Origin of the sequence: Streptococcus sp. 20925_1_22 (assembly GCF_041431685.1) — a bacterium.
GTDB lineage: Bacteria > Bacillota > Bacilli > Lactobacillales > Streptococcaceae > Streptococcus.
In genome coordinates this window covers 209605-225981 of record NZ_JAPVYE010000003.1, presented here as the reverse complement: position 1 = coordinate 225981, position 16377 = coordinate 209605, and the positions used below count along the sequence as shown (strand labels likewise).

14 protein-coding genes are annotated in these 16377 nt (G+C 43.6%); 11 read left to right on the top strand and 3 right to left on the bottom strand.

The window, feature by feature from the left end; all coding sequences use genetic code 11:
- Positions 1-82 precede the first annotated feature (82 nt).
- The 3 genes from O3621_RS05510 to O3621_RS05500 are packed head-to-tail and all read left to right on the top strand — an operon-like array spanning position 83 to position 3663.
- Positions 83-1618 (top strand): ABC transporter ATP-binding protein, encoded by a 1536-nt coding sequence (locus tag O3621_RS05510; RefSeq protein WP_371513869.1) that lies wholly within the window; start codon positions 83-85, stop codon positions 1616-1618.
- Positions 1611-2705, top strand: coding sequence for an ABC transporter permease (locus tag O3621_RS05505; protein WP_314449648.1), 1095 nt, complete (start codon positions 1611-1613; stop codon positions 2703-2705). Before O3621_RS05510 ends, O3621_RS05505 begins: the two co-directional genes overlap by 8 nt.
- A 1-nt stretch (position 2706) precedes the next feature.
- The gene (locus tag O3621_RS05500; RefSeq protein WP_314449647.1) at positions 2707-3663 is read left to right on the top strand and encodes an ABC transporter permease; all 957 of its coding nucleotides are present in this window, start codon (positions 2707-2709) and stop codon (positions 3661-3663) included.
- Between the two features lie 104 nt (positions 3664-3767).
- Here the strand turns inward: O3621_RS05500 and O3621_RS05495 are convergent, their stop codons facing one another.
- Complete coding sequence (locus tag O3621_RS05495) at positions 3768-4733, bottom strand: polysaccharide deacetylase family protein (protein ID WP_314449646.1); 966 nt, start codon at positions 4731-4733, stop codon at positions 3768-3770.
- Between the two features lie 140 nt (positions 4734-4873).
- Between O3621_RS05495 and O3621_RS05490 the strand changes: the two genes are divergently transcribed.
- The 8 genes from O3621_RS05490 (at position 4874) to O3621_RS05455 (ending at position 13038) form a co-directional block, all read left to right on the top strand.
- A complete protein-coding gene (locus tag O3621_RS05490) occupies positions 4874-6160 on the top strand; it encodes a homoserine dehydrogenase (protein WP_314449645.1) in 1287 nt (428 codons plus the stop codon).
- A 1-nt stretch (position 6161) separates the two neighbouring features.
- Entirely contained in the window at positions 6162-7028 is an 867-nt protein-coding gene (gene thrB / locus O3621_RS05485; RefSeq protein WP_314449644.1) for a homoserine kinase, read from the top strand.
- Positions 7029-7150: 122 nt separating this feature from the next.
- The gene (locus tag O3621_RS05480; protein ID WP_314449643.1) at positions 7151-8062 is read left to right on the top strand and encodes a hypothetical protein; all 912 of its coding nucleotides are present in this window, start codon (positions 7151-7153) and stop codon (positions 8060-8062) included.
- 107 nt (positions 8063-8169) lie between these two features.
- Positions 8170-9075 carry a UDP-N-acetylmuramate dehydrogenase gene (gene murB, locus O3621_RS05475; RefSeq protein WP_371513866.1) on the top strand — a complete coding sequence of 302 codons (906 nt, stop codon included), beginning with the start codon at positions 8170-8172 and terminating at the stop codon, positions 9073-9075.
- Positions 9076-9256: 181 nt separating this feature from the next.
- The gene (locus O3621_RS05470; RefSeq protein WP_002906676.1) at positions 9257-10414 is read left to right on the top strand and encodes an ABC transporter ATP-binding protein; all 1158 of its coding nucleotides are present in this window, start codon (positions 9257-9259) and stop codon (positions 10412-10414) included.
- Positions 10395-11201: an ABC transporter permease gene (locus O3621_RS05465; protein WP_002895634.1), complete on the top strand. Its 807-nt coding sequence runs from the start codon at positions 10395-10397 to the stop codon at positions 11199-11201. Before O3621_RS05470 ends, O3621_RS05465 begins: the two co-directional genes overlap by 20 nt.
- A complete protein-coding gene (locus tag O3621_RS05460) occupies positions 11198-11971 on the top strand; it encodes an ABC transporter permease (RefSeq protein ID WP_125330963.1) in 774 nt (257 codons plus the stop codon). The genes O3621_RS05465 and O3621_RS05460 overlap by 4 nt, the downstream gene beginning before the upstream one ends.
- Positions 11968-13038, top strand: a complete 1071-nt coding sequence (locus O3621_RS05455; protein ID WP_371513865.1) for an ABC transporter substrate-binding protein — start codon at positions 11968-11970, stop codon at positions 13036-13038. The genes O3621_RS05460 and O3621_RS05455 overlap by 4 nt, the downstream gene beginning before the upstream one ends.
- Positions 13039-13109: 71 nt before the next feature.
- Here the strand turns inward: O3621_RS05455 and O3621_RS05450 are convergent, their stop codons facing one another.
- Both O3621_RS05450 and ppdK read right to left on the bottom strand, forming a co-directional pair.
- A complete protein-coding gene (locus O3621_RS05450; RefSeq protein ID WP_314449640.1) occupies positions 13110-13526 on the bottom strand; it encodes a DUF6556 family protein in 417 nt (138 codons plus the stop codon).
- Positions 13527-13710: 184 nt separating this feature from the next.
- Positions 13711-16332, bottom strand: a complete 2622-nt coding sequence (ppdK, locus tag O3621_RS05445) for a pyruvate, phosphate dikinase (protein WP_371513863.1) — start codon at positions 16330-16332, stop codon at positions 13711-13713.
- Between the last annotated feature and the right edge of the window lie 45 nt (positions 16333-16377).

The following is a 16377-nucleotide window of genomic DNA, read 5'->3' as shown; positions in this document are numbered from 1 at the left end:
TTTGTGTCAATAGAATTTATTAGCACTGGCTGTGCTAGTAAATTTTATTGAAATAAAATGAAATTCTGGAAAGGAAAGAGCCATGACACATGAAAATGTCATTGAAATGCGAGAAATTACCAAGATTTTTGGTGAATTTGTGGCCAATGATAAAATCAATTTGGAACTCAGAAAAGGTGAAATTCACGCTCTTTTGGGAGAAAATGGTGCCGGCAAGTCAACCTTGATGAATATGCTGGCTGGCCTGCTTGAGCCAACCAGCGGTGAGATTGTAGTGAATGGAAAGTCAGTTAAACTGGACTCTCCATCAAAGGCGGCCTCACTTGGTATTGGGATGGTGCACCAGCACTTTATGCTTGTTGAAGCATTTACTGTCGCTGAAAATATCATCCTTGGAAGTGAAATCACCAAAAATGGTGTGTTGGACTTGAAAGGCGCGACTAAAGAAATAAAGGAACTTTCTGAGAAATACGGCTTGGCAGTTGATCCATCTGCTAAGATTGAAGATATTTCTGTCGGTGCCCAGCAGCGGGTTGAGATTCTGAAAACTCTTTATCGTGGGGCGGACATTCTCATCTTTGACGAGCCGACAGCTGTCCTGACGCCAGCTGAGATCGATGAATTGATGAAAATCATGAAGAATCTCGTCAAAGAAGGAAAATCTATCATTCTCATCACTCACAAATTGGATGAGATTCGGGCAGTTTCTGACCGAGTAACGGTTATTCGTCGTGGAAAATCCATTGAAACAGTTGAAATCGCTGGTGCAACTAACCAAGATTTGGCTGAAATGATGGTGGGACGGGCTGTTTCCTTCAAGACTGTGAAAGAGCCAGCTAATCCTCAAGAAACTGTCTTGTCAATAAAAAATCTTGTTGTTGAAGAAAACCGTGGTGTTCCAGCTGTTAAGGGACTTTCTCTTGATGTCCGAGCTGGTGAGATTGTTGGTATTGCTGGTATTGATGGCAATGGTCAAACCGAGCTGATTCAGGCTATTACAGGACTTAGAAAAGCTAGCTCTGGCGAGATTACAATTAAGAACCAGTCTATTATTGGTAAGCAGCCGCGGCAGATAACTGAAATGAAAGTCAGCCACGTTCCTGAAGACCGCCACCGTGATGGTTTAGTCCTGGCAATGTCCATTTCTGAAAATATTGCTTTACAGACTTACTATAAAGAACCGCTCAGTAAAAATGGAATCCTGAATTACGGTAACATTTATTCTTACGCACGCAAGTTGATGGATGAATTTGATGTTCGGGCGGCTAGCGAATATGTACCTGCTTCAGCTCTTTCAGGAGGAAACCAGCAGAAAGCTATCATTGCTCGGGAAGTGGACCGTGATCCAGACCTTCTGATTGTCAGTCAGCCAACTCGCGGACTTGATGTGGGGGCTATTGAATACATTCATAGACGTTTGATTGAAGCGCGGACTCAAGGTAAGGCTGTCCTCGTTGTTAGCTTCGAGCTAGACGAAATCCTCAATGTTTCTGATAGAATCGCAGTTATCCACGATGGTAAGATTCAGGGGATTGTAACTCCAGAGGAAACTAATAAGCAAGAGCTTGGTATTCTCATGGCCGGTGGTAAGATTCAGAAGGGAGCTTCAAATGTCTAAAAAAACACAACAGATTGCGGTTCCTTTAATCTCAGTTCTTCTAGGGATTTTATTGGGAGCGGTTGTCATGGCCATCTTTGGTTATGATGCTATCTGGGGGTATGAATCCCTCTTTAAAACAGCTTTTGGTTCTTTGAGAAGTTTGGGTGAGATTTCTCGTGCGATGGGGCCTCTGATTCTCATTGGTTTGGGCTTTGCTGTAGCTAGCCGTGCTGGATTCTTTAATGTTGGACTTCCTGGTCAAGCCTTAGCTGGCTGGATTTTGGCTGGTTGGTTTGCACTTTCCTTCCCTGATTTACCTCGACCTCTGATGTTATTGGCGACTGTAGTCATTGCAGCAGTGGCTGGTGGTATTGTTGGTGCTATTCCAGGAATTCTACGCGCTTATCTGGGAACGAGTGAAGTTATCGTAACCATTATGATGAACTATATTGTTCTTTTTGTTGGAAATGCTCTTATTCATAGTTTCCCAGAATCTGTGATGCAGAGTGTTGACTCTAGTAAGCGTGTCAGTGCCAATGCGATTTATCAAACAGAGTGGTTGAGAAGTCTTACGTCTAACTCTCGGATGAATATCGGTATCTTCTTTGCCTTGATTGCAGTAGTGGTTATTTGGTATTTGCTTAAGAAAACAACACTTGGTTTTGAAATTCGTGCTGTAGGGCTTAATCCAAATGCATCTGAATATGCAGGGATGTCATCTAAGCGTACTATTATCATATCTATGATTATTTCAGGTGCTCTTGCAGGACTTGGAGGAGTAGTAGAAGGACTTGGGACTTATCAGAATGTCTTTGTTCAAGGAAGTTCCCTGAGTGTTGGTTTCAATGGTATGGCGGTAAGTCTTTTGGCGGCTAACTCTCCAATTGGAATTCTCTTTGCAGCCTTCCTCTTTGCAGTTCTTAGTGTTGGTGCTTCAGGTATGAACGTGGCTCAGATTCCAACAGAACTTGTAAACATCGTAACAGCTTCTATTATCTTCTTTGTCAGCGCCCACTATCTGATTGAGCGTATGACAGGTATGACGATCTTTGATTTCTTTAAAAATCGTCGCCAAGAAGCTAAAAAAGTGAAGGAGGGAAACTAGGATGAATATTGTAACGGTATTAAGTTTATTAGTATCATCTATGCTGATTTATGCGGCTCCCTTGATTTTCACAAGTATTGGCGGGGCTTACTCTGAACACGCTGGTGTGGTTAATGTCGGCTTGGAAGGAATCATGGTTATGGGGGCTTTTACAGGTGTTCTCTTTAACCTGACTTTCGAGAAGAGCTTGGGTAGCGCGACTCCGTGGCTTTCTTTGGTTGCTGCTGGTTTAGTCGGTGTTGTCTTCTCTCTTATCCATGCTGTGGCAACCATTACTTTCCGTGCGGACCACGTTGTGAGTGGTACAGTGCTGAACTTGCTGGCGCCAGCCTTGGCAATTTTCCTTGTTAAAGCTATTTATAACAAGGGACAAACAGATAATATTCAGCGTTCATTCGGGAAGTTTAATTTCCCTGTCCTGTCTGATATTCCAGTCTTGGGAGACATTTTCTTCAAACATACAAGCTTGGTTGGTTATCTTGCCATTGCTTTCTCTTTCCTTGCTTGGTTTGTCATGTTTAAGACCAAATTCGGACTGCGTCTTCGCTCAGTCGGAGAGCATCCACAGGCAGCAGATACCTTGGGGATTAATGTTTACCTCATGCGTTATTGTGGTGTCATGATTTCTGGTCTGCTCGGTGGTATTGGTGGAGCTATTTATGCTCAGTCAATCTCTGTTAACTTTGCTGTGACAACTATCGTAGGTCCAGGATTTATCGCCTTGGCAGCTATGATTTTTGGTAAATGGAGTCCTATTGGTGCCATGTTGGCGAGTCTCTTCTTTGGAGCTTCCCAAAGTTTGGCGGTTATCGGGAACCAGTTGCCATTGCTTTCAAGTGTTCCAAAAGTTTATCTGCAGATTGCGCCTTACGTATTGACGATTGTAGTCCTTGCGGCATTCTTCGGTAAAGCTGTTGCTCCGAAAGCGGATGGTATCAACTATATCAAGTCTAAATAAATCTTTGCACCAGTCCTTTGGAACTGGTGTTTTTTGGTGATTGAAAGAAGTTATAATCATAGGGATTGAAAAAGCCTGCTTCGTCGGAAGCGGGCTTTTTAAGATTAGTTTGTTGCGATTTCATTTAGCAGGTCTTCTGCAGTAGTGGTTGGGTTAACGCGAACACGATTGAGTGTGAGCAAGCCATTGGATAGGGAAGCTAGACCGTTATTGGTCGTCAATCCCATCTTGTAGCCAAGGCTTTCAGCAATCTGCAAGGTTGCATCACTGTATCGTCCAGATGGATAGGCAACGGTTGTTGTTGTTTGAGACAGTTCTTTGTCTAAGTAAGACTTGGAGTCTTTTAACTCAATTTTTTGTTGGTCTTCTGCAGTCGCTGAGAGGTCAGGATGGTTGACGGTATGGTCTTCAAAAGACATGCCTTTGTCCTTCATTTCCTTTATCTCATCTAGCGTCAGCATATCTTCGCGTCTTGCTTGAACAAATCCAGTAATGACATTATTGGTTGCTTTCATGTCATATTTCTGAAGAAGTGGAAAGGCATTAGTATAGAAGTCCTTTAAACTATCATCGAAGGTCAGCCAGACGACTTTTTTGTTTTCTGGCAGGACGTTCTCCGTTAGGACCTTGTACGCTTCAGCTGGTGTCAGTGGGTAGTAGCCTGCGTCTTTTAAAGCTTTCAGATGGCTTTCAAATGTAGCTGGATCTACAATCAAACCAGCATTAGCTGCTTCTGATGGGTCCATGACGTGAATGGCATGATACATCAAGATAGGAACTTGAACTGGCTGGTCTTGCTTGACCCATTTGACTTTGTCTTTACTGTTATCATCCGAAGTTGTCTTTTTTTCCCGAGTCGGTGCTGACGAAGTTTTAGATGAAGTATTGACCTGGTTCGTTGACACATTATTAGCTTCTTTTTGATTGTGCGAGTTTTGCAGCTTGGCTAGTAAAGAAAAGCCACCTACAATCAGGACAAGAAAAAGTAATAAACTCGTTAAAGAAAGCAAAATAGCTCTTTTTCTAGCTTTGCGTTGCTGCATGCGATTTCCTCGGTGTTTTCCTGTCATAATATCTCCTTTTTTAAAAAAATTACAATTCCTTACGGAAATTTACATCTATTATAACAAATAAAGAAGTAGTTTTGTAGGCATTTTTTTATAATTTTGTTATAATATTTTTTATACAAGAAATTTTCAAGGAGTGCTTCATGTCTATTAAAATAGCTTTACTTGGTTTTGGAACAGTGGCAAGCGGTGTGCCTTTTTTGCTGAAAGAAAACGGAGAAAAAATCGTTCAAGCGGCTCATTCAGAGATTGAGGTTGCTAAAGTTTTGGTCAAAGATGATGCTGAAAAAGATCGTCTTTTAGCAGCTGGAAATAACTTTAATTTTGTTACAAATGTTGAAGAAATTCTGAAGGATCCTGAGATTACTATCGTTGTAGAATTGATGGGACGGATTGAGCCAGCGAAAACGTTCATCACTCGTGCTCTTGAAGCTGGCAAACATGTGGTAACGGCCAATAAGGACTTGTTGGCTGTTCACGGAGCAGAGTTGCTGGAAATCGCTCAAAAGCAAAATGTTGCTCTCTACTATGAAGCAGCTGTTGCTGGCGGGATTCCAATCTTGCGTACCTTGGTTAATTCATTGGCTTCTGACAAAATCACTCGTATCTTGGGTGTGGTTAATGGGACCTCTAACTTTATGATGACCAAGATGGTGGAAGAGGGTTGGTCTTATGAAGACGCTCTTGCTGAAGCACAACGCCTTGGCTTTGCTGAAAGCGACCCAACCAATGACGTAGATGGCATTGATGCGGCTTACAAGATGGTGATTCTTAGCCAGTTCGCCTTTGGTATGAATGTTAAATTTGAAGATGTGAGCCATCAGGGAATTCGAAATATCACACCAGAGGATGTGGCTGTTGCTCAAGATCTGGGCTATGTAGTCAAGCTGGTTGGTTCTATCGAAGAAACGGCATCGGGTATTGCAGCAGAAGTAGCTCCAACATTTCTGCCTAAAGCGCATCCTTTGGCTAGTGTCAATGGGGTGATGAATGCTGTCTTTGTTGAGTCCATCGGTATCGGAGAATCCATGTACTACGGACCAGGAGCAGGTCAAAAACCAACCGCAACTAGTGTTGTGGCAGATATTGTCCGTATCAGCCGCCGTTTGAATGAAGGAACAGTTGGCAAGGCCTTTAATGAATTCAGCCGTGAGCTAGTGTTGGCTAAGCCAGAAGATGTAAAGAGCAGCTATTACTTCTCTATCTTGGCACCTGACTCTAAAGGTCAAGTTCTGCATTTGGCTGAGATTTTCAATGCTGAGGATGTTTCCTTTAAGCAGATTCTGCAGGAAGGTACAGATGGTGAGAAGGCTCGCGTGGTGATTATTACCCATGCTGTCAGCAAGACACAGCTGGAAAATGTCACTGCTAAGCTTAAAGAAGTTGCTGAGTTCGACTTGCTCAACACCTTCAAAGTATTAGGAGATTAAGATGAAAATTATTGTACCGGCGACCAGTGCCAATATTGGTCCTGGCTTTGACTCCGTTGGAGTGGCCCTGTCAAAATATCTGGAAATTGAAGTTTTGGAAGAAAGTCAGGAGTGGGTGATTGAACATGATCTCAATCCTCGAATTCCTAAGGACCGGCGTAATTTACTGATTAAGATTGCCCTGCAGTTGGCTCCAGATATTCAGCCACGCCGTTTGAAAATGACCAGTGATATTCCATTGGCTCGTGGACTTGGGTCTTCTAGTTCGGTCATTGTGGCTGGGATTGAATTGGCCAACCAGCTGGCTCATCTTAATTTGTCGGATTATCAGAAACTGAAAATCGCTACAAAGATTGAAGGTCATCCTGACAATGTTGCGCCAGCGATTTATGGTAATTTGATCGTATCTAGCTCATCTAGAAATCAGGTGTCTGCTGTGGTAGCGGACTTTCCGGACGCAGACTTCATCGCCTATATCCCAGACTATGAGCTTCGGACGGTTGAGAGCCGCCAAGTCTTACCAAATCGGCTTTCTTACAAGGAAGCTGTTGCAGCTAGCTCCATTGCCAATGTTGCGATTGCAGCTCTTTTAAAAGGTGATATGAAAATCGCTGGTCGGGCTATCGAGTCTGATTTGTTCCACGAAAAATACCGTCAGCCTTTGATCAAGGAATTTTCAAATATTAAGTTCTTGGCCAGAAAAAACGGCTCTTATGCAACCTATATCTCAGGAGCGGGGCCGACTGTTATGGTCTTATCGCCTAAGCACAAGACGGAGACGATTTATCAGCTTCTGCAAAAACAGAATTTCAAAGGGCAAATCTTCCGACTTCAGGTGGATACTGAGGGCGTCCGAGTAGAAAAATAAATCATCAAGAGGTTTTCCATGAGCCTCTTTTTTCTTTTCGTAAGATAAGGATTTGATATCCCTATCTTTTTATACCTAACTGTGCTATAATGGGTCTAGCTTAAAGGAGGATAATTCACTTTATGGATCATTTAGAATTACAGGCTCTAGCGACTGAGCTAGGCTTACAGTTTGATGAATTTTCGTCTCTTGTCTTCGGACAGATAGAAGGTTACACGCTCTATATTGAGCCTGCAGAGCAAAGAAAGCAATATAGGATTTGTTTTTCTGTTAAAGCTGGCGATGCTTTTACAGCGCCAAATGCCTTTGATGACTTGATTAAAAACTCAGAGGTTCTCACCGGTAGCCAAATGAATCACTACAAGTTGGTACTTTATGCTAAGGCCAAGACCAATCAAGCTCTTGCACAGGCTGTTCAAGAAGCACTTGTCTTTTTCAAGGAAAGAGGCTTTGTAAATGTTTGTGAACAGAGTGGTGAGCCTGGGCAGATTGATGTCTATCAATTGGGAGGAAATATCCTGATTTTGTCACGACAAAGCTTTGAAAGTCTGAGTTCAGGTCTTTCGCTGGAAAATCAGATCTATGATAATCAAAAAGAAAGTATCGTTGGTGGTATTGTCGGTGCTTTTGTTGGCAGTCTCATTGGTGGAGCGGTAATCTTATTGATTGCGCAGATGAACTATGTGGCTGTTGCTGGAGGGTTGGCCATGGGTTACTGTACTATCAAAGGGTATGAGTTGCTGGGTAAAAAGCTATCTAAAGCAGGTATTGCTATTAGTATCGTGTTTATGGTCTTGGTGACTTTCTTAGTCAATCAGTTTGACTATGCTTTGTTACTTGTTCGAAAATATCCAGACGCAAATGTATTTGATGCCTTTTCAGTTGTCAACGAATCAATTTTTAATGGAATCATCCCAGATAACTATTGGTTCAACTTGATTTTGCTCTATGTTTTCACTGGAGCTGGAGCTTTCGGTGCTATCAGAAATGCTCTTTCTACTCAAACACAGCGATTTACTACTAGACAATTATAACCATTAAAAAGCTGAACTTTCTCAGCTTTTTCTTTGTAATCTATCGTAAATGCCATAGATTTTTGATATAATAGAGTGTATTTTGTTTACATAAAAGAGAGAAAATCATGCAAAAACTAGAGAAATTAAAATCTGAATTAGAGGGAATCGACATTCGCTTCAATGAGCCTTTGAGCCAATACACTTATACAAAGGTCGGGGGCGCAGCCGATTTCTTAGTTTTCCCTCGTAATCGTTATGAGCTGGCTCGTATTGTCAATTTTGCCAATCAAGAAGACATTCCTTGGATGGTGCTGGGAAATGCCAGTAATATCATTGTGCGAGATGGCGGTATCCGAGGTTTCGTGATTATGTTTGACAAGCTCAACAATGTAGCAGTAGATGGCTATATGATTGAGGCAGAGGCTGGAGCTAATCTGATTCAGACAACCCATATCGCCCTGCAGAATAGTCTGACAGGCTTTGAGTTTGCTTGTGGCATTCCTGGTAGCGTCGGCGGAGCTGTCTTTATGAACGCTGGGGCTTATGGTGGCGAGATTGCTCATGTCTTGGTATCTTGCAAGGTACTGACTCCTCAGGGTCAAGTCAAAACGCTGGATGTTCGGGATATGAAGTTTGGTTATCGTCACTCACTTGTTCAAGAAACAGGCGACATTGTTATTTCTGCTAAGTTTGCTCTTTCGCCTGGTGTTCACAGAACGATTCGTCAGGAAATGGAGCGCTTAACCCATCTGCGGGAGCTCAAGCAGCCTTTGGAATATCCATCTTGTGGCTCTGTTTTCAAGCGTCCTTTGGGTCACTTTGCTGGTCAGCTGATTAGCGAAGCAGGCCTCAAGGGGCATCGTATCGGTGGTGTAGAGGTATCTGAGAAGCATGCCGGCTTTATGATTAACGTCGATAAAGGAACGGCTCAGGATTATGAAAATCTTATCGCTTATGTGATTGAAAGAGTGCGGGAAAATTCAGGTATTACTCTGGAGCGCGAAGTCCGCATCATTGGTGAATCTCTGTAAGACAGATATGATTTCCAGTAGAAGTATTCTGGATAAGAAACTGCAGCTAGCTGCAACTTAGTAAGGGGGTGAAAGCCTATCGACACGGAATTTATAAAGGGCCTTTACAGCCCTCACGAGGTAGCAGCGGTCTGACAGAACCCTTAATCTGTTAATACGAGAAAGAAGGAATTTATGACAATTGAAAAAACCAATCATCGAGTTTAAAAACGTTTCAAAAGTTTTTGAAGATAATAATACTGTCGTTCTGAAAGATATTAATTTCGAGCTGGAAGAAGGAAAGTTCTATACTTTGCTGGGGTCTTCTGGTTCTGGAAAATCAACGATTCTGAACATTATTGCCGGTCTTTTGGACGCGACAGACGGGGATATTTTTCTTGATGGTGTTCGCATCAATGATATTCCCACTAATAAACGAGACGTCCACACGGTTTTTCAGTCCTATGCACTGTTTCCGCATATGAATGTTTTTGAAAATGTTGCCTTTCCGCTGCGTTTGCGCAAGGTTGATAAAAAAGAAATTCAAGAGCGGGTTGCTGAAGTACTGAAAATGGTTCAGCTGGAAGGCTTTGAACGCCGTTCTATTCGCAAACTGTCGGGCGGTCAGCGTCAGCGTGTAGCCATTGCTCGGGCAATCATCAATCAGCCGCGGGTCGTTTTGCTGGATGAGCCTCTGTCTGCTCTGGATTTGAAGCTGCGCACGGACATGCAGTATGAGCTGCGGGAATTGCAGCAGCGTCTGGGTATTACCTTTGTCTTTGTCACGCACGACCAAGAGGAAGCCCTAGCTATGAGCGACTGGATTTTCGTTATGAATGATGGCGAGATTGTTCAGTCGGGAACACCTGTTGATATTTATGACGAGCCTATTAATCACTTTGTTGCAACCTTCATTGGCGAGTCCAATATTCTGCCTGGTAAGATGATTGAGGACTATCTGGTTGAGTTTAATGGCAAGCGCTTTGAAGCAGTGGATGGCGGGATGCGCCCAAATGAAGCTGTCGAGGTGGTGATTCGGCCGGAGGATTTGCGGATTACTCTGCCAGAAGAAGGCAAGCTGCAGGTTAAAGTTGACACCCAGCTTTTCCGTGGCGTTCACTATGAGATTATTGCTTATGATGAATTGGGCAATGAATGGATGATTCACTCGACTCGCAAGGCCATTGTTGGTGAAGAAATTGGTCTGCATTTCGAGCCGGAGGATATCCATATCATGCGTCTCAATGAAACAGAAGAAGAATTCGATGCCCGTATCGAAGAATATGTTGAAGTAGAAGAGCAAGAAGCGGGTCTGATCAATGCCATTGAGGAGGAACGCGATGAAGAAAACAACCTCTAATCTTTTTCTCTTGCCCTACCTACTCTGGATTTTCCTCTTTGTCCTGGCACCTGTTGTCATGATTATCTGGAAATCCTTCTTTAACATTGAAGGGCAGTTTACTCTGGAAAATTACCAGACCTACTTCACGTCGCAGAACTGGACCTATCTCAAGATGAGTCTGAACTCGGTCCTTTATGCAGGAATTATTACTGTTGTAACCCTGCTCATTTCCTATCCGACCGCATTCTTTTTGACTCAGCTCAAGCACAAGCAGCTCTGGCTGATGCTGATTGTCCTGCCGACCTGGATCAATCTCCTACTCAAAGCTTATGCTTTTATCGGAATTTTTGGTCAGAATGGCTCAATTAACCAATTTCTTACTTTTATCGGAGTAGGACCGCAGCAGATTCTCTTTACGGACTTTTCATTTATCTTTGTAGCCAGCTACATCGAGCTGCCCTTTATGATTCTGCCCATTTTCAATGTTCTGGATGATTTGGATCCTAATCTTATCAATGCCAGTTACGACTTGGGAGCTAATCGCTGGGAAACTTTCCGTCGGGTTGTTTTCCCTTTGTCCTTGAATGGTGTCAGAAGTGGAGTGCAGTCAGTCTTTATCCCTAGTCTCAGCCTCTTCATGCTGACCCGCTTAATCGGGGGTAATCGGGTAATTACTCTAGGAACTGCCATAGAGCAGCACTTCCTGACTACTCAAAACTGGGGTATGGGCTCCACTATCGGAGTGGTACTGATTGTTGCCATGCTCTTTACCATGTGGGCAACCAAGGAAAGGAGAGGGCGATGAAAAAAATTGCAAATCTCTATCTAGCCTTTGTCTTTTTGGTGCTCTACATCCCTATCTTTTACCTGATTGCTTATGCCTTTAATGCAGGGGAAGACATGAATCGTTTTACAGGATTCAGTCTTAGTCATTTTCAGAATCTCTTTGAGGACTCACGCCTGATTTTGATTTTGGTTCAGACTTTCTTTCTAGCTTTCTTGTCTTCATTGATTGCGACGCTGATTGGAACTTTTGGAGCCATCTATATCTATCAAGTCCGCAAGAAATATCAGGATGCCTTTCTGTCTATCAACAATATCCTCATGGTGGCACCGGATGTCATGATTGGGGCAAGTTTTCTGATTCTATTTACCACTGCAAAATTCCAGCTGGGCTTCCTGTCTGTGCTGGCTAGCCATGTTGCCTTTTCTATTCCGATTGTGGTGCTGATGATTCTTCCGCGTCTGAAAGAAATGAATGATGATATGATTAAGGCTGCTTATGACCTAGGCGCTAGCCAATTGCAAATGCTGAAAGAAATCATGCTGCCTTATCTGACTCCAGCCATCATCGCTGGCTATTTCATGGCTTTTACCTATTCGCTAGATGACTTTGCTGTGACCTTCTTCGTTACAGGCAATGGCTTCTCTACTCTGTCTGTTGAGATTTACTCCCGTGCTCGTCAGGGAATTTCTCTGGAAATCAATGCCCTGTCAGCCTTGGTCTTTCTCTTCAGCATTGCTTTGGTAATTGGGTATTACTTTATCACCCGTGAGAAGGAGGAGACCGTATGAGAAAGATCTATTCATTTTTAGCGGGGATTCTGCTGATTATCCTAGTCTTGAGGGGTGTTAGTTACCAGATCGAAAGTCGGACGCAGAGCAAGGAGAGCGATAAGCTGGTCATTTATAACTGGGGTGACTATATCGATCCTGAGCTGCTGACTGAGTTTACTAAGGAAACTGGTGTCCAAATCCAGTATGATACATTTGACTCTAATGAAGCCATGTATACGAAAGTGAAGCAAGGCGGCACAACCTACGACATTGCCATTCCTAGTGAATATATGATTGCCAAGATGATGAAAGAAGGCTTGGTAGAAAAGCTAGATCATAGCCAGATTAAAGGTTTGGAAAATATCGGATCTGACTTTTTAGACCAGCCTTTCGATCCAGGAAATCAGTACTCGATTCCATATTTTTGGGGAACGCTGGGCATTGTCTACAATGAAAAAATGGTTGATAAAGCTCCTGAGCATTGGAATGATCTTTGGCGTCCTGAATACAAAAACTCTATCATGATGATTGATGGAGCCCGTGAAGTCATGGGAATTGGTCTGAACTCAGATGGCCATAGTCTTAACTCCAAAGATGCAGATCAGCTCCAGGAGGCTGTTGATAAGCTCTACACTCTGACGCCAAATATCAAGGCCATTGTAGCTGATGAGATGAAGGGATACATGATTCAGAACAATGCTGCTATCGGAGTGACCTTTTCTGGCGAGGCTCGGCAGATGCTGGAGGCCAATGAAGACCTGCGCTATGTCGTACCAACAGAAGCCAGCAATCTTTGGTTTGATAATATTGTCATTCCTAAAACGGTCAAAAATAAAAAAGCAGCCTATCAGTTTATTAACTTTATGCTGAGACCGGAAAATGCTTATAAGAACGCTCTTTATGTTGGCTATTCGACACCGAATCTTCCTGCCAAGGCCATGTTGCCTAAGGAAATTCAGGAAGATGAGGCCTTTTATCCTACTGAGGAAACGATGAAACATCTGGAAGTTTATGAGCAGTTGGGTCCTAAATGGCTGGGGACCTATAACGACCTCTATCTTCAAGTCAAGATGTATCGGAAGTGATAGTCAAGCAAGGCTGCTTGATGAATACAAGAAAAACGCCTGGCTCAATGAGCTGGGCGTTTTCTGCTTGTTTAGTTTGAAGCTTCTGTCTGAGTATTGGTTGCTGTATCTGTCGCAGAGCTAGAGGCAGTAGTGTCGCCTGCTGCTGTATCTGCTGCAGAACTGGATGCACTAGTCTCAACCGCTGCTGTATCGCTGCTGGAAGCAGCAGTATCAGTTGCAGCCGTTGAAGCAGGGCTGCTTGTTTCTTTTTCGATTTCCTTGATAATAGTTGTCGTTGCAGTAGAGCTGCTGGTATCAGTTTTGGATTTTTCATCCTTATGACTGGTCAGATTCATGATCGTGATACTGGCAATGATGATGGACAAGATACTGGCAATCGTAGCGATGGTCTTTTGGAAGGCTGAAAGGCCGGTTTTAATATGCTGTTTAGTAGGTTTTTTAGATGATTTTGTCTTATTTTTATTGCTGCGAGAATAGTTTTCCATGCTTGCAAGAATCTCCTTTTAAAATTTCAATGATTTCTTATCTCTCATTATACGTTTTTTATCTGAAAATGTCTTAAAAAAATCAAATTTTTATCTATGAAAACGCACACAGAAGATTGCTGTTAAGAAAAGAAGCTACTCAAATTTGGATTGAGCAGCTTCTTGAGCTAGAATAGCAAAGTAATTACGCCTTTTCATCTTGGAGTGCCGCTTGAGCTACAGCTAGCCTTGCTGCTGGAACCCGATAAGGCGAGCAGGAAACATAGGTGACACCAATTTCCTGGAAGAAGGGGATGGAAGCCGGATCGCCCCCGACCTCACCGCAGATGCCGATAGGAAGTTCAGGTTTGACTTGACGCCCTTTGCTGATAGCTATCCGCATCAATTCACCAACGCCGTCCTGGTCAACACTTTGGAAAGGATCAAAAGGAAGGATTTCTTTCTCTTTATAATGGCCGATGAATTTTCCAATATCGTCCCGTGAGAAACCGTAGGTCATCTGGGTCAGGTCGTTAGTACCAAAGCTGAAGAAGTCCGCTTCGTGAGCTAGCTGGTCTGCAACCAGACAGGCACGCGGAAGTTCAATCATAGTGCCGATTTCATAAGGGAAAGGCTCTAGACCTTGATGTCTAAAGAGCTTGTTGATATGTTGGATGAGAAAGGCTTTGACAGAGTCCAACTCAGCCTTGTCAGCAATCAGCGGAATCATGATTTCTGGCTTGACAGTCAATCCTTCTTGACTCAGCTTGATAGCACTATTGAAGACGGCTTCGACCTGCATCTTGTAAATCTCTGGTTGCGTAATCCCCAGACGGCAGCCACGGTGGCCTAGCATTGGATTGCTTTCTTGCAGCTGTTCAATGCGGCGAGTCAGCTTTTCTGGTGACTTGTGCAGCTTGTCAGCCAAAGCCTTGATTTCCTGTGAATCTTTAGGTAGAAATTCATGCATCGGCGGATCCAAAAGACGGATAATCATAGGTTTGTCCTGAACTGCTTGGAACATTTGATAGAAGTCTTCTTCTTGGAACTCCAGCAGTCTTTTGAGGGCGGATCTGGTTTCCAATTCGTTGTCGGCTAGAATCAGGCGCCGCATTTCTAGAATTCGTTCCTGACCAAAGAACATGTGTTCAGTACGAGCAAGACCGATACCTTTTGCCCCAAACTTAATAGCTGTTTTCAAATCCTGAACGGTCTCTGCGTTGGCACGGACTTTGAGTTGTGCGACTTCGTCTGCCCATGAAAGCAGTCGTTGGAGTTCTTGGTCATTTTCGACTAGGACGGTCGGAATCTCACCGCTATAAATGCGTCCCGAGCTGCCATCAACTGAAATGACGTCAGCTTCGGTCAAGACAAGATTTCCGCAGGAAACGGTCTTGCTTTCCTCGCTGATGTTCAGCTCACTGCAGCCAGCCACACAGCAGGTTCCCATTCCCCGGGCTACGACAGCTGCGTGAGAGGTCATACCGCCCTGACTGGTTACGATGGCCTGACTGACAACCATGCCCTCAATGTCTTCAGGTGAAGTTTCCTGACGGACTAAAATGACCTTTTTACCCAAGGAGTGGTAGTCTTTGGCGCGCTCAGCTGTAAAGACAATCTCGCCAGTTGCTGCACCAGGGCTGGCTGGCAGTCCTTGAGCCAAGAAAGGAGCATCTTGCAGAGCTTTTTCTTCAAATACAGGATGGATGAGCTGGCTAATCGTAGCGGGAGATACGCGCTGGAGAGCTTCTTTTTTGCTGATAATGCCCTCGTCTACCAGATCTAAGGCGATTTTCAAAGATGCCTTAGCGGTCCGTTTACCGTTTCTAGTTTGGAGAATATAGAGTTTACCCTTTTCAATGGTAAATTCGATATCTTGCATGTCCTTGTAGTGGTTTTCGAGAATCTTAGCATAGTCTTGGAAGGCTGCATAGGCCTGAGAGAGAGCTGTCTCAAGTGCAGCAATAGGCTCAGGGGTCCGAATGCCGGCTACGACATCCTCTCCTTGTGCATTGAGCAGAAATTCGCCAAATAACTGATGCTCACCGCTGGCAGGGTTTCTCGTAAAGACGACTCCTGTACCACTGGCTTGGTCGCTATTGCCAAAGACCATGGCTTGGACATTTACCGCTGTTCCCAAATCATGAGGAATATTATTCAAGTTGCGGTAGACCTGAGCTCGGGGATTATTCCAAGACTTGAAGACCGCCTTGATAGCAGCATAAAGCTGCTCTTTCGAGCTTTGGGGGAAGGTTTGATGATGCTCACGATAAAGCTGCTTGTACTGGTCGATTAATGCTTGATGTTCATCCAATGTAAAATCCTTGGCTTGTTTGCCAGCATTCCTTTCAAAATAGCCCAAGAGGTTATCAAACTCATCCTTGGAAATGCCATAAACTACATCAGCAAACATTTGCAGCAACCGGCGGTAGCAGTTGTAGGCAAAGTCAGCGTTGGTCTGCTCAGCCAGAGTCTGGGTTCTTAAATCGTTTAGACCTAGATTAAGAATAGTGTCCATCATGCCCGGCATGGAAAACTTGGCTCCGCTTCGAACAGACACTAAGAGCAAGGCTGAGTCGTTGCCACTGAAATATTTACCTGTTTTTTCTTCCAGGACAGTAACCGCTTTCAAAACATCTTCTTTTAAAGAAGATTCAAAGAAATAAGGGTTTTTTAAATATTCGATACAGCTTTCTGTAGTAATAGTAAAACCTGGAGGGACAGGCAGTCCCAAATTGGTCATTTCAGCTAGGTTGGCTCCTTTTCCGCCAAGCAAAGCCTTATCATCTGCACATCCTTCCTCGAAGGAGTAAATCCATTTCGCCATATTTACCTCCAAAATTATGAAATATGTGTCATATTGTAGAACAAC